Origin of the sequence: Dehalobacter restrictus DSM 9455 (assembly GCF_000512895.1) — a bacterium.
Taxonomy (GTDB): domain Bacteria; phylum Bacillota; class Desulfitobacteriia; order Desulfitobacteriales; family Syntrophobotulaceae; genus Dehalobacter; species Dehalobacter restrictus.
Window position 1 is genome coordinate 431501 of the sequence record NZ_CP007033.1, and the last position, 14714, is coordinate 446214.

The window sequence follows — 14714 nt, forward strand, 5'->3', positions numbered from 1 at the left end:
ATAATTAAATATGTCAGGTGGACCCGCTAATAAAAAAAACGTGAGTTTGGCGGGGATATTTTCATGCTTAATTACCGGTACCCCTCTGAATTCGTGTTCAGCGGGGTGTTTTTTTATGCCAAAGCATTATGCGGCAAAAAGACCAGCCGCTATTTATAATTAGCGGCTTGGCGTGATGAAGCATACATCAGTATTTATGCTTGCTTCAAATTTTAATAATGAATTGTTAAAAAAAGTCTCCAATGCACAAGGGGAAAGTTTAGCCTTCATATAGAACTGTCAGAACCTAAAAATAAGAATCTGAAATTCATAAACGCTCATTTGGGCTGTATCCAATTGGGTGTTTTTTGCTGTAAAAGAGGTGTTTTTTCCGGTTGCCGCTCGCCTCCCTCTGTTTTGGTTTTCTACCTAAAAAACCGAAACGGAGGGTTATATTATGGCAAGAATCAATTTGCGGAATTACTATTCGGTTGATATACCTGATCTTTTTGTTGAAGTAACTGAGGAGGTTGCGGATTTACTCAGACAGTATAACCGAAAGGACCATGCAGATTATGAACGAAGGCGTATACACAAGGCGTATTATTCTCTTGATGCTGACGATGGTATTGAAAAAGATGTAGTCTTACTGGTCTTATCTCCGGAGGAAGTCTATGAAAGAAAACTGAGCAATCAAGAATTGTATGCCGCTATAAACAGGTTGCCAGAAAAGCAAGCAAAGCGCCTTTATGCTCATTTCTTTCTGGATATGAGCATAGCACAAATCGCCAGGATTGAAAGGGTTGGCAAAAGTAGAGTATCCCATTCGATAAATCAGGCGCTAAAAAATATAGAAAAGTTTTTAATAAGCAATTTGTAAAGGAGGAAACAAACGGCTGAAAATCTGTTGATACAGACTTGCGAGGACCTCACCGTAAGGCTTGAGAATACAAATCATGCTATTTCCGTTGGATCCGTTGATTTCCAACACTAATCATCGGCTGTTTCGCTCTTGTAATGTATATTTGTAATGGGCTACCATCTGCTGTGCTCGTTGTTACTCATTTTGGCTCGTTCACACGAAAGCCAGATGGGTTTCGGCCAGCTTAAGCGAGTATTTACAATGAGAGAAGGCCGACAGTTTAACGAACGGATTTTTGTTACGCTTATTTGTACAATCAAACCAAAAAATATTGGAGTTTGCATCAGGACATTGTTAGAATCAAGTTGTCCAATTTACTCGGAAAACATAAAATGAAGCAGAAGTCTTATCGGAGCTCGCCGGTATAAGACCGGTGACCATATGCAAGATACTAAATGGATTGAAATAAATCAGATTGATAAAATATGTGCAGTGTTTAAGCATAAAAGTTTTGACCGCTAATCCGCAAGGATGGCGGTTATATTTTGACCTTTTTAATTGTTATAAGATTTTGAGTTTTCTCTAGCATTAGACAGGATATGAGGAAGATAAGGAGAATTGTTACACAAATAGTCAATTTTGCCAGACAAAGATATAAAAATGACAAATATTCGGAGGTTCAATAAAAATGCTTACGCTGATTTATAATAAATCTGTGTGATATCGAATCTCTGAAATTATTAAGAAATACGACAAACGAGCTGCTGTGAAATAATGGATGTGAGCTTTGGGGGTGACTAAATTGTCGGAGCAACACACTTGCAGAATCGAATATCTTAAGAGATTAAAAGAATCATCTAGGGAAGCTGTAGAAAACACTGATTATTTTAGTGATTTTAATGAATATATGCACATTAAGAGACCAGTTGAAGATGAATTGCTAGAACTACTAAAAAAGCAATTCAATCAGAAAAACCGCAACTCATATTACTGTGGTGGTGTGGGTGATGGAAAGTCACATATAATCGCATATCTTAAAAATACTCATCCGGACTTACTAAACAAATTCAATATTCACAATGATGCTACAGAAAGCTTCCAACCAACCAAGACTTCGCTTGAAACATTAAATGAATTTTTAGATGATTTTTCGGATGAAAGAATTGATGTTGAAGGCAATTGGGTTAATGGAGAAGTAGGAGTACGGCATGAGGTTAGTAGAAAGTCGAGAAATAATGCCTATATTTTTGCTTTGATAGACAAAATACGTTAAATGAAGGTGATGGGATGTCTTATAAAAGATATAAAAGTGAAATAGCTTTATCAAAACCAGAAAAAGTGAATATAATGTCCGAATACATTGCTTATTATGAGCGCTTAATAAATGAACAAGGCCTCGATATTCTTAATGTCAAAATACCACGTGATGTATTTGCAAATATATTGGATGAAATAGGTGGCGTTTTAAACCAAATGGCAATCGAAATGGCTAGTGAAGATGGCCCGGTAAAGGAGTTTCTTGAAGCGAATCCATTGCCACCGCATATGAAGGAATTATTGCTAGATGATTTTCGGGTGTTTTCACTTCTTTTAAATGCGCTTAAACAATGGGTTTCCGCAGAATCACAATCAACAGATAGATACCTTCTTGGTGGCACCGCTCGGGCAACTTGCAGAGAGGCTGTGAATAAATGCATTGTTACAGGTGAAGAACTTGGTGAAAATCCTGAGCTGCATCATCCGCTTAGAGATGGCAGACCACCGATTTTGTTAAGTAAAAAAGGACATAACTTGGTCGAACAGAACAACCAGATAAATAGTTCTGCAAATTCTGATGATGATAGCGATAATGAGGTCTGGAATATCATAAAACAAATAAGAACTAAGAAAAGCCAGTCGTGGGCGCAGCTTAGGGAAGGTTGTAATGCGATATTAACCGGAAGTTACAATTGCCGACCGGGAGCTAAATCTTTTGCAAATGTTGTAATAAGGGATACCGGCTTATCAGCAAGTGATATTCTCGAAATGCTCGATAACAAGGGCTTATAAATGATTTACATATAAAGGAGTACAGCCATGGGACCGATTGAAAATAAAATTAATGATGACATGAAGAATATTTACTTTACTGCAAAAAGAGATATTGGCTACACTGCATCGCGTTTTATGCAATTAGTGTCTCAAAAGGGAGGCCTTCAGGCGGCTAAACAACTCATAGCAAAAGAGGGCGGCACATATGGCTTCGAAGTATTATGGGAAAATAAACGACTAGATTTATCTGTTGAAGCTCTTGTTTTAAAGTCTGAGTATGTAACTTTATTTTCTGACGAAGAACGGATGCTTTGTAGGGATAGACTTAAAAAATTCGGATACGATACGACGGCTATGTGATCAAATGAATATCAGAATTTCTGAATTGGCTTTCTGATGGCAATGAAATAAAGACAGGAAGCGAGTAAAGGAGGCGGTCTACTATGATGATTAGCCCGGAAGGCTACTATGAAGAGCATCTCAAGGGAAAAACTAAAGAAAAGATTATGACCGCCATGCGTGGTCTTAAACAAGAAATAGGTCACCTTAAAAATACGATGGAAAGCTCAGACTAGGGAAGTGTCCCTCCCTGAGGGGAAAGCCATCAGCGTACCCGATGTGGAGGGCCTGATCGAAAAGAAGTGGCGGAAGAAAGAAGAATTAATAAGCAACCTCAAATCGCTTGAGGATTTAGCGCACAAGCTGATAGACAGAGTCAACACTCTTTCAAATAAGCTGAAACATCGTGAAAAGGAAATCGCCAAATTAAAAAGCGATAAAGAGAACCTGGAGAAAAAAGTAGGAGACTTAGAGGAAGCGATATTTAAACTTTTTCGCTACATTCAGCTTGATTCAAGCGACCAAACAAAGGTGATTACCCAAAGAGCGTTGAAAGATATCTATACCAATCCGAATCCGATAGACTATTTCATGACGTTTGAATCCAACATTCAATCCTCGCAAAAAACGGATGAGCTGCCTGAAAAGAGTAAAGTTACCAGCCTGACGGATCTACTCCAGGCTAAGTTTAATATAACAGGCCCCATGGGCAGTGATAATGGTTCAAAATAACAGGAGGGTGATATCGTTGACCACTACATACTTCACGGGGTGCGGGATACCATCCTATGAAAAACGGGTGACTATTTCAATCGATTTTATGAGTATCTTCAGTCAAATATCCTCCTTAAAGCAGACTGGACATCATGGGATATTCCTCATCGGCAACGGTTCCACCCGTCATGGGGCTAAGCGCGTTATGCGGAAATGAGGAACGAATAATTGAACGGGGTCCAAATCGTGATCGAATATTATCTACGATCCTATCGAGTGAACTTTGCTTTTCGACGGCTTTCTGGAAGAGAGAAAGCTGGACAAAATCGTTCGTCGAAAGTTTAGATACTCTGACGCCTAAATGCCGAATCGGTTGCCCTTGCCACAATTCGTCGAATAGCTCACACACCGCCGCATGAATTGTATTCGTACAGTCTGTTGGGGTGTGTATTTTTTTTGATGGGAGCAGGAATAAAATTCATTTGTTCTTAAGGAAACAGAAATAACCTGAGCACAGTACTCAGCTTGCCGGAGCCTGGCTCCCACGGTTTCAGTTAACGAGAGCAATGCTAAATGAGCGGTCTCCCGATCGTCAATATCGAAAGCAATAGTCGATGAATTTCCAATGCCTTTTATGACAATACGTAGATTCTCACGTACCGGTGAGAGATCATATCCGTTGGCATAGTTCCAAACCAGCATTCCAGGGCTTTTGAGAAAAAGCTTTATATCCTTGGGATCACTGTTGGCTAAATCCCCTATGGTGTAGATAAGTCTGCTTTTGAATTTCTTAGCCGTAGCGCTGCCGATCATAAACAATTCTTCTATAGGGAGTGGCCACATTTTCGCAGGAATTTCATCCGGAAACAAGGTATGGACCATATCGGTTTTTTTTAGCTCACCGGCCATCTTGGCCAATAATTTATTCGACGAAACCCCTATGTTTACAGTAAACCCGAGTTCAGATCTAATACGATCCTTGATCAAATGAGCTGCCTTAACCGGGTCACCGAACAGCCCTATAGAATGAGTATAGTCCAAGAAATATTCGTCAATCGAGTATTGTTCGACCACTGAGGAATATTGCCTTAGTACATGGCCGAGTGCGGAACTGCATTGCATGAAAAGCTGATAATTGGGTGGGACAATAACAAGATCCGGGCATTTCACATGAGCTGAAAAAATACTCTCGCCCGTTTGGATTCCAAATTTTTTTGCCGGAATCGATTTTGTCAAAACAATTATATAGTGCTTTGTCAAGGTGTGCATTCCTCCGTTGTAAGAGTAGTAATTGTTTTAGCCACTTTTTTTTGAACTAACTGACGTATCAGAGGTCCGGTGGAGCGGTAAAGATGCCAACACTTTAAGGCTTAAAAATATCCTAATATTTGCTTGTAAATAGAAAATATGGACATTAACCCATTAATCCACTAAGGATTAATCCTGCTATTTATGTAATTTTAGATAGGTGAATTGTTTTTTGCATAAGCTGCAAGGAGGGACCTATTTGAAGAAATGGACTAAACTTAAAATTCTAATATTTACATTAATCCTGCTCGGAGGGGCTATTTATCTTACTTCTACCAAAGTGACTGTAGCAGAAGTACAGAATTATGTTTCGCCTTTGGTCCCTGGATATGGATTAAGTATTAATGGCAAAGTACTTGCTATTCTGCCAAACGAAGAAAATATCGATCAAGTTTTAGATAAGTATAAAAACTTACAAACGAAACCTACCGAAGGCTGGATAATCACTTCCAGTGACTTTGATGAGACAGTTGAAAAGGTGCTTACCAATGTTAAACCCTCTGAAATAAAGACTGTCGATGAAGTATATAATATTTTGGTCCAGGGACAACGATCTGCAATCAGCTACACAGTCGATGAAAACGACTCCATCTGGCTGATCGCTCAAAAAAACGGTATGTCTACTGGGGAAATCCTTGCTTCAAACCCGGGATTAACGGAAGAAACCTTTCTCCCAGCCGGGCAGGTTATAAAACTGAATAAAATAACTCCTTATCTTACCGTAGTTACCATAGGACAAATGGTAAGCAAAGAAGTGATCCCATTCGAAGTCGAATCCAAAACAAACAACCAGCTGGCCAAAGGAGTAAGAATCATCAAAGATCTTGGCGAAGATGGGGAAAAAGAGGTTACCTATTCCTACGTTGAAAAAAACGGGAAAATCATATCGCAGGAAAAAATCAAAGAAAATATCCTGGTAAAACCAGTGGTCCAGATAATAGAGCAGGGAACACAAGTAGTTAAAAATCAGGAATATGACCCTGAATCCATAGCGAATAACACATCGCACGGATCAGGATCAATCTCCGGATTGATCTGGCCCTTAAATGGCCCTATCACATCTTATTATGGCAATAGGCATGGAGAATTTCATAGCGGGATCGATATCGCCGGTGAAACCGGACAGCCTTTTAAGGCTGTAAACTCAGGAACAGTTATTTATGCCGGTTGGCACGATATCTACGGCAATATGATCTTAATCGACCACGGAGACGGAGTAGTAACCCGTTATGGGCATAGTATCAAACTATTAGTCACTAAAGGGCAAAAGGTAACCAAGGGTCAAATAATCGGATATGTCGGATCTACCGGAAGATCAACCGGTCCTCATCTTCATTTCGGAATCATGATTAACAGTAAAGCAGTAAATCCAATAAATTATCTTTCAACAAGCAAATGAGATTAATTAAATAATAAATATGAATTAACAATTAGGAGATCTTTAACAGAGATCTCCTTTAAATTTTGCCTAATGTTTAAATAATTTAGGTCCAAAAATGTCTTGGAAGTTTTAACATTATATAAAAGTCAAAGGTAATTATTGTAGAATCAAACAATATATGCTTGTTAAGCCAATTATTATTTAATTTATATTTATATATTCCTTAGATATAAATAATTTACCAATTAAATAAGAAATATTAACTCTATTTCCAAAAATATTATAAAGAAAAAACAATATTTTAAGCTATTTTTAATATGGCATCTAAATATAATTTTTTTTACATGGGAGGAAATGCATGAAAAGGCTTAGTTCAAAATTAATTTCAACATTACTAATCCTTACTCTTTTTTTCACAGGAATCCTGCCTCAAGCAGCATTTGCTGCTTCAGAGACTGAAGCACAAGTCCAGCAGAATGGTGCACAACCGGATTTTACCAGCAAAAAAGAAGTTCATCAATTGCTGGAACTCACAGAATTGAGAGACCAGCATACCAAGCACTACTTAAATGATGACGGCAGCAGGACAGCCGAAGTGTCCTTAGAACCGGTCCATTACAAAGATGCGAACGAGAAATGGCAAGACATTTCTAATAAGCTTGTTCCGTCAAACGAACAAGGTTTTTCGCTGCAAAACGAAGCTAATTCCTTTAAAACCAGGTTTGCGAATAATTCCAGAGCACCTTATCTTGTATCCATACAGAACAGACAGTTGTATTCCGTATCTTGGGGAATCGACAATCCCAATAATGTGAATTTGGTGAAAAAAGAGAATACGGTTACCTATCCTGAAGTGTATTCCGGAGTTGATCTTGAGTATACCCAACTGCCGGATGGGGTAAAAGAAGATATCATTTTAAAAGCACCGGGCACATCCAACTATTTCACATTTAACTTAAAGACAGGTGGACTTACCCCCAAGCTTCAAGATGACGGAAGTATTGGGCTTTTTACTGCCAGCAACGGCAAAACCCCTGGGGAAATAAAATTTTCAATACCCAAACCTTATATGATCGACAGCAATAGCGAAAAAAGCCTGGATGTAACTTTCCAGCTGAAAAGCACCGGGGAGGATACCTGCCAGCTTAATGTCATTGCTGATTACAATTGGCTAAGCGATCCAGCAAGATCCTACCCGGTAAAAATTGACCCGATAGTTACGGTATATGACGAAAGTGCTTCTGTGAACCAAGATACCTATATCCTTGAAAACTATGGTACCCAGGACTATAACAGCATTAATATGTATTCGGGCTATGATTCGACTAATCAAGGCCGTACCCGTTCTCTTGTTCAATTTAACCTGCCATCCATTCCAAGCGGATCAATCGTTACTGATGCCGTGTTTCGAACCTATAAAAACACAACTACGGCCTACGATGATGATTTTCTTGTGGCCCGTATTAAAAGCGGCTGGAGTGTTGGCAGCGTAACCTGGGCTAACAAATATAACGATATTGATTTGACCAATGAGAAAACCCCTACTGCAATTACCCATGTCCTTGGTAGTCATACTGGTTGGGTGGACTTCAATGTCTGGTCAATTGTCAAGGGTTGGTACGCAAGTGAGTTTTCCAATGCTGGTTTCATGCTAATGAACAATCAGGAAGGAAACCCTACTAGTCGTTTCTATACCAGCAATAACGGTTCCAATATTCCAGGATTGAAAATTACCTATATCACCGATCCCCTGGGATTGAATCCTTACTGGGGCTATGCTAACACGCCATGGGGTTCTGTGAATACGATGAGCGGTAATTTTCTTTCGTCATCAATGGATTATTCACTTCCGGGCAGAGGGATCCCTATTGCGGTAAGCCGGACCTATAACAGCCGGAGCAATTTAACCGGAATCTTCGGCAATAAATTGTTTTCCAATCTTGATATGCAGCTTCAATACGAAACCTGGGGCCGTGTCCTGGTGGATTCATCCGGAGCGGAACGGCCTTTCCTGTGGGCAAGCGATGGACAAACTTTTATCGCGCCGACCAACTACCCCATGCAGCTTTATAAAAACGGAGATGGAACATTTACTCTCCAGGAAGCCTATACCAATCCAGGAATTATCGACAAATCACAGTACACTTTAAAAGCTGAACTGCCAAGCGCCACCTTCAACAGCAGCGGAAAACTAATTCAATTAAAAGACGGCAAAGGCAATACCACTTCACTTACTTGGAATGCTTCCTCGGTTGTGATCACAGACCCATCAAACCGCCAAGTAACGATTAATCTTGACGCGAACGGCCGGGCCACAAGCATCCAGGAGCCTGGCGGCGCCCAAAAAGTCACTTACAGTTATGACGGCAGCGGCAACCTGACAAAGGTAACCTATAAAGATGCAGTTACAGGGGACAAGTCTGTAAGCTATGAATGGGATAATGGCGTCATTATTAAAGCGGTAGATAAAAACGGAACGCCAATTTATTTGCAATATAACAGCAGCAACCAAACGGTCAGCATCGGCGCAGTCAATATGCTGGGCAACCCCAGCTTTGAAGATTTAAACGGAGGCAATGATCCATATCTCTGGGACGAATATGTTGACCAGGATAACGGTTCCGTTACCCAGGATGCAACAAATCACTTCTATGACAATGACAGTGTCAAGATAGAAAGTGTTTTTAAAAGCGGAACCAGCGGAACGAGCTACCTATATGCCTACCAACAGGTAAAAGTTAAGCCTAACCAGCAATATACTTTTTCTTCTTTCATCAAGACCAGCGGCCTTAACGGCAGGGCATTCCTCAATGTCCGCCAGCTTGATGCAAATCAGAACCACATTTCATGGACTGATAATAGACCAGGTATTACAGGCACAAACGACTGGACGGACAGCAGACTTACTTTCACGACGTCCGGAACCACGCAATATGTTCAAGTCTATATGGAAATTGATCATGACGCTACCCACTTCGGAGGAATTGCTTATTTTGATGGTGCTCAGCTTGAAGAAGGAAACGCTCCGAGCGGTTCCAAATTCTTCGGCCATACCGATTTCTGGAATTATACCGAAAGCACTACCCAGACTACCTTAGTGACCTCCCCTTCGGGAGAACAGGTTAAATACCAGAACAACAAATGGGGCAACCCTATTCTTATCATGAACGATGTCAAGGACAAGCAAGCCAAGACCATCATGAGCTGGGACACCTCTGACCGCCTGCGTTCATTGATTACGCCCGAACATTCAAAAACTGGCGGTGACGGAAATGGATATACCTACACCTATGATATCGTCGGCAACATGACAAATGCCAAGGATCCTTTGGATCGCCAAACCAGCCATGATTACTACTATAACCATCTCCAGAAAACTACCCTTCCGGACAGCCAACAAGTTGCAACGACCTGGGACCCTGTCAACCTTACAGGAGTAACCAGTATTGACCAATCTCTAAATTCCAAGGCATATATCTATAATACCTACGGTAACCTGTTAGAAGAATCCAATACCATCGGAGTAGCGGATAACCGGATCTTAAACAACAACTTTGAAACCGGCTATGATTCGATTGCCGCTCCTACCTTTGCCCGTTCATCTTCGGCATATACTCTGGACGGCCTGCTGGTTGGGACCAATGAACCCCGCTATGCCACAGGAAAATTCGGACAGGCGCTGACCATTGAAAAAGCGACAACCAACCTGATCGATACCCAGGGCGGCGGGGCCAGCACGGACTGGACCAAATGGAACCACTGGGGAGCAAGATCGTATTGGTCCTCCGAAACCCAGACCGATGATCCCAATTACGGCAAGGTCTATGCCGGGGTCAACGCCAACAGCACGGAGACCTACCTTTATGATTACTATCCCTATTCCATAACTTCCGGTCAGTCATATACGGTCTCTATGTACCTAAAAGCGAGCCAAAACTGGACAGGCACGACCGCGGCCTATTTCACTAATTCAGACTGGAGCTTCTATCAAGGGACGAATCAAAATATTTCTCTGACAACCTCCTGGCAGAAATTTACCTGGACCATTACAGCCAGCCAGACTAAATCCGCGATCGGATTAGGCATTAAATTCGCTAACCTTCCTTCGGGTGTTACACTTCAGGCAGCCAGGCCCCAGCTGGAAAACTTGCCTTATGCGACTTCCTATGCCAACTCTTCCCGCAGCGGGGAAACACTTACCCTTCCTTCGGGACTGTTTTCGGCTTCCCAGGGTACCATTGAAGCCTGGGTCAAACCGTTACGGAATTATGACAGCTCCACCAGCAATAGTATCCAGATGATTACCGATGTCGCCGGTACAGGAAACAACGGCCTTCTGCTGGCAATCGACCAGTATGGGAAATTCTATACCCAGGCGGGGACGGGAAGCAGCGTCGTCAAAGCGATCTCCACCACCACAGCTCAAAAAGACACCTGGTACCATGTGGCCGGAAGATGGAACGCCAGTGGCCTTTCCATCTTTGTTAACGGAGTCAAGGAAACCACTACCCCCAGTGCTTTAAATATCAGCTTGTCTCAGACTCCGATGGTCGGCAGGCAGTCGAGTACGGATATTCGCTATCTCGACGGACTAATTGACGACTTAAGAATTTCCAATATCGCCAGAACGGATACGGCGATCCAGGATTCATATAATCTGATGAAGCCCACCGGCACTGACAGCAGCACCACGTACAAACTTAACTTCGACCAGAGCTTAAGAGCGGTCTACCAGCCGACTGGCTGGAGCAAATCCAGTCCGACCGGCAGGGTCAGCCAGGCTGAATATGACCCCACAGCGCCATATGGCGGCAGTAATGTCCTGCATATTAATCCTGGAACGGATGCAAGTGCTTACCAGTGGACGGATTATATCGCGCTTACGGGAGTAGACGACTTTATTGTGAGCGGAGATATTAAAGTCAATGGTTCAGGAACTGATGGCGTCCGTCTCCATGTTTACTGGTTTGACACCAGCTATACCGAAATAGCACAGGATCGCTGTTTTGTTATTAACCAGACTCAGGACTGGAAACGCTACAGCATGTCCCTTACCCCTCCAACCAATGCCGTCTATGCCAAAGTCATGGCCATTGCCTATACCGGCTTTGACGGTTACTTCGATAACATCCAGTTTGAAAAAAGTTCCCAGGCCAGAGACTATAACTCTTTAGAAAATTCCTCCTTCGAACGGGACATGACCAAATGGACCGCCTCCGATGGCAATTCCAGTATTACCACGGAAGACAAATATTCCGGGACCAAAAGCTTGAAGATCCAGCGTTCCACTACTACAGGAACTTCCTATGTAGAGTCCCAGACCGTCATCCCGGTGAGAAAGGGCCAGTCCTATAGCTTAAGCGGTCTCTTAAAGACCGACTTCGATAATCTGGGGACCGATGGCGGTGCCTGGGTGCATATCTACTATTACGATGAATCAGGTACTTCCCTTAACGACTTTGCCACCAAACTAATTACCAAAGACAGCGGCTGGACCAAGTACGTCTATGTAGTTAAGTCTACCCAGACTACTCAGAATGGCTTCTTCAAGGTTAGGCTGGAAATGAAGAATGCTTCCGGTAAAGTTTATTTTGATAATATTCGTTTTAGTAACGGTGTCCAAACTACTCGAAACGAATATGACGCAAACAACAATTATGTTACCAAAGCCATCAACCAGCTTGGTAAGGAAATAAACTATGTCAACGACAGCTACGGTCAAGCAACCCAGGTCACGACCCCTACGGGTGAAGTTACCCAATTTTCCTACGACGGACAGGAAAACCTGCGGACGGTTACGGACAACGCCGGAAATACGGCGACTTATACCCAGGACAGCAACGGCAATGTCACGGACGTAGAGATCAAGGAGAACGGGACAACAACGGTCTACAAGAATTCGTTCGAGTATGACGAATACGGCAATATGGTCAAAGAGATTGCCAAACCCAACTTGAGCCAATCGGCCAATGACAAAATCACCGAATACCTCTATGACGAATCCGGCAGGCTGACAGGTAAGGTTAATCCCGGAGACAGCGTAAATAACCCCAGCGTTACCCTTGGGTATAAATACTTCGGCCTGGACTTCCTGAAGATCCTGAACGGCCCCAAATACAAATTCGATTACAACCTGGAAGGCCAGGTAACCAAGGAAGAACTGTTAAACAACAGCGATACCAAGATCGGGGAATTCAGCTACACTTATGACGGTATGGACAGGCTCAGCACCTACACCGAAAAAGACGGAAGCGGTACTGAGGTCTCCAAAATCAGCCAGCCTACGGGACAGGACATGTATTCCCCAACGGACCAGCTGAACGGGTTTGATCTGACGGTTAAACAGCAAACATCAAATCCAATAACTTACCTGTTCACGTATCTAAGCAACAATCTTGTCAAAACCATTACAGCCGCAGGTAAACAGTTCAGTCTATACTTCGATGAAAGCGGTCGCTTCTCTTCTATCATAAATCCGAATAATACCAGTGATGAATTAAAGTACAACGATGCCGGTCAGGTCATCGAAAGCAAGACCAATAATATTAGCAAAAGCATTAACGGAAACAACACAACGACCACTGTCTCCACTAAATGGTCAAGCCTTTACACCTACGACAGCGACGGCAGGATAACGGCTATAACCGGTCAGGGTGCGGGAAGCCCGAGTGCGGCTTACACCTATAATAATGGCAGCGAAGAATTGAACCGTTTGACCCAAGCCCAAATCACTTATGACAGCAATAACTACACCTTCGACTACTCCTATGATTCGAGGGGCAATATTCTGAACATGGATCTGTTAATCAGTGGAACCATCCAGAATCAGACGTTCAGTTACAACGACGACAACCAGATCACCACTTCCGGCTTTGTCTATGACAACAGCGGCAACCTGACCAGTGCTGTCGTCAAGGGGGTAACGTATAATTACGTTTATGACAAAGCCAACAGGCTGATAGAGGTCAAAGATGGCAGTAATCAGACTATAGCAACTTACACGTACGATTCCCAAGGTCAAAGACTTACAAAAACAACCGGCGGCAGCACCATCACTTACCACTATGGGAACGGCGGGGTTTTGTACGAGACTAAGAGCGGAGATGCCAACAACATCCTGCATGCGCTATACGTCAAATCACCCAACGGCAAACCGCTGGCAGTAAGCATGAACTACAACATCACCAATCCCGGCTCCAACACCTGGTATTATTACCATTACAACGCTCACGGAGACGTAATTGCCGTAACGGACGGCAACGGAAATGTCTTCCGGGAATATGATTACGATCCTTATGGGAATATATTAAGTGTGAAGGATGGCAGCGGCCAGGCAGTAACTATTTCTGCCGACTCAGCCTTCAACCATGCTTACACTTATGCAGGCTACAGGTTCGATAAAGAAACCGGATTGTATTATCTCAACTCCAGGTACTACGAAGCAGGAATCGGCAGGTTTTTGACGAAGGACTATCTGATCAGTCTTAACAGATATAGCTATACAGGTGGAGATCCTGTCAATTTTGTTGATCCGTCCGGTTCTTGGTTTGAAACAGCGTTAGATATTGCCAGTATTGGGTGGAGTGCAACAGAATTTTGGAATGATTCAAGCTGGGCTAATGCAGGATATTTAGCTTGGGATATAGGAGCGGCATTCTTACCTTTTGTTCCGGGTTCGTATGTTGTCAAAGTTGGCAAGTTATTAAACAAAGCTGACGGAGTTGTCGATGTTGTTAAGTCGACGGGTAGAGTTGATAATGCTGTTGATGCGAGTAAAGGTGTTACAAAAGGTTCTACTGCAACCAAACCTCTTCAGGAACACCACTTCTTAAGTAATAAAAGCAAGAGCTATTCTCCTCAATTTCAAGAAATAACTAATAAATATCGATTAGATTTAAATGGCACATGGAATAAAGAACTATTACCACATCAAGGTAGGCATCCTAATGCATATCATGACTTTATGCTTGATAACATTAGAGGATTTGATAATATAGCAAATGGAGATAAAGTATTATTTCTAGACTTGTTCAATGGATTAAAACAAAATGTTATTAATAATCCTGAGATGCTATATAAAAGCTATTGGAGGAAATAAAA

9 protein-coding genes and 1 pseudogene are annotated in these 14714 nt (G+C 42.2%); 9 read left to right on the top strand and 1 reads right to left on the bottom strand.

Going from position 1 to position 14714, the window contains the following annotated elements; genetic code table 11:
- The first annotated feature begins 436 nt into the window (after positions 1-436).
- The 7 genes from DEHRE_RS02090 to DEHRE_RS14895 all read left to right on the top strand — a co-directional run bounded on the left by DEHRE_RS02090 (position 437) and on the right by DEHRE_RS14895 (position 4142).
- Positions 437-859: a sigma factor-like helix-turn-helix DNA-binding protein gene (locus DEHRE_RS02090; protein ID WP_025205180.1), complete on the top strand. Its 423-nt coding sequence runs from the start codon at positions 437-439 to the stop codon at positions 857-859.
- A gap of 784 nt (positions 860-1643) precedes the next feature.
- Positions 1644-2114: a DNA phosphorothioation-dependent restriction protein DptF gene (dptF, locus tag DEHRE_RS02095; RefSeq protein ID WP_025205181.1), complete on the top strand. Its 471-nt coding sequence runs from the start codon at positions 1644-1646 to the stop codon at positions 2112-2114.
- A gap of 14 nt (positions 2115-2128) precedes the next feature.
- Positions 2129-2890, top strand: coding sequence for a hypothetical protein (locus tag DEHRE_RS02100; RefSeq protein WP_025205182.1), 762 nt, complete (start codon positions 2129-2131; stop codon positions 2888-2890).
- A 27-nt stretch (positions 2891-2917) separates the two neighbouring features.
- Positions 2918-3232 (top strand): hypothetical protein, encoded by a 315-nt coding sequence (locus tag DEHRE_RS02105; RefSeq protein WP_025205183.1) that lies wholly within the window; start codon positions 2918-2920, stop codon positions 3230-3232.
- 83 nt (positions 3233-3315) lie between these two features.
- Positions 3316-3447 carry a hypothetical protein gene (locus DEHRE_RS15450; protein WP_282432037.1) on the top strand — a complete coding sequence of 44 codons (132 nt, stop codon included), beginning with the start codon at positions 3316-3318 and terminating at the stop codon, positions 3445-3447.
- Positions 3448-3451: 4 nt separating this feature from the next.
- Positions 3452-3943 (top strand): hypothetical protein, encoded by a 492-nt coding sequence (locus DEHRE_RS02110; RefSeq protein ID WP_144284033.1) that lies wholly within the window; start codon positions 3452-3454, stop codon positions 3941-3943.
- Between the two features lie 16 nt (positions 3944-3959).
- Complete coding sequence (locus DEHRE_RS14895) at positions 3960-4142, top strand: hypothetical protein (protein WP_162147876.1); 183 nt, start codon at positions 3960-3962, stop codon at positions 4140-4142.
- On the opposite strand, the pseudogene DEHRE_RS02115 reads toward DEHRE_RS14895, so the two are convergent.
- Positions 4059-5194, bottom strand: a pseudogene (locus DEHRE_RS02115) (Y-family DNA polymerase). The gene DEHRE_RS14895 and the pseudogene DEHRE_RS02115 sit on opposite strands and share 84 nt — an antisense overlap.
- A 238-nt stretch (positions 5195-5432) precedes the next feature.
- On the opposite strand from DEHRE_RS02115, the gene DEHRE_RS02120 reads away from it, so the two are divergent.
- Together DEHRE_RS02120 and DEHRE_RS02125 are read left to right on the top strand one after the other, a co-directional pair.
- The gene (locus DEHRE_RS02120) at positions 5433-6632 is read left to right on the top strand and encodes a M23 family metallopeptidase (protein ID WP_025205185.1); all 1200 of its coding nucleotides are present in this window, start codon (positions 5433-5435) and stop codon (positions 6630-6632) included.
- A gap of 340 nt (positions 6633-6972) precedes the next feature.
- Positions 6973-14712, top strand: coding sequence for a DNRLRE domain-containing protein (locus DEHRE_RS02125; RefSeq protein ID WP_025205186.1), 7740 nt, complete (start codon positions 6973-6975; stop codon positions 14710-14712).
- Positions 14713-14714 lie beyond the last annotated feature (2 nt).

Excerpts from the sequence above, each read along its gene's own strand:
- DEHRE_RS02090 (WP_025205180.1), top strand. The coding sequence starts at position 437 with ATGGCAAGAATCAATTTGCGGAATTACTATTCGGTTGATATACCTGAT.
- DEHRE_RS02100 (WP_025205182.1), top strand. The coding sequence starts at position 2,129 with ATGTCTTATAAAAGATATAAAAGTGAAATAGCTTTATCAAAACCAGAA.
- DEHRE_RS02105 (WP_025205183.1), top strand. The coding sequence starts at position 2,918 with ATGGGACCGATTGAAAATAAAATTAATGATGACATGAAGAATATTTAC.
- DEHRE_RS15450 (WP_282432037.1), top strand. The coding sequence starts at position 3,316 with ATGATGATTAGCCCGGAAGGCTACTATGAAGAGCATCTCAAGGGAAAA.
- DEHRE_RS02125 (WP_025205186.1), top strand. The coding sequence starts at position 6,973 with ATGAAAAGGCTTAGTTCAAAATTAATTTCAACATTACTAATCCTTACT.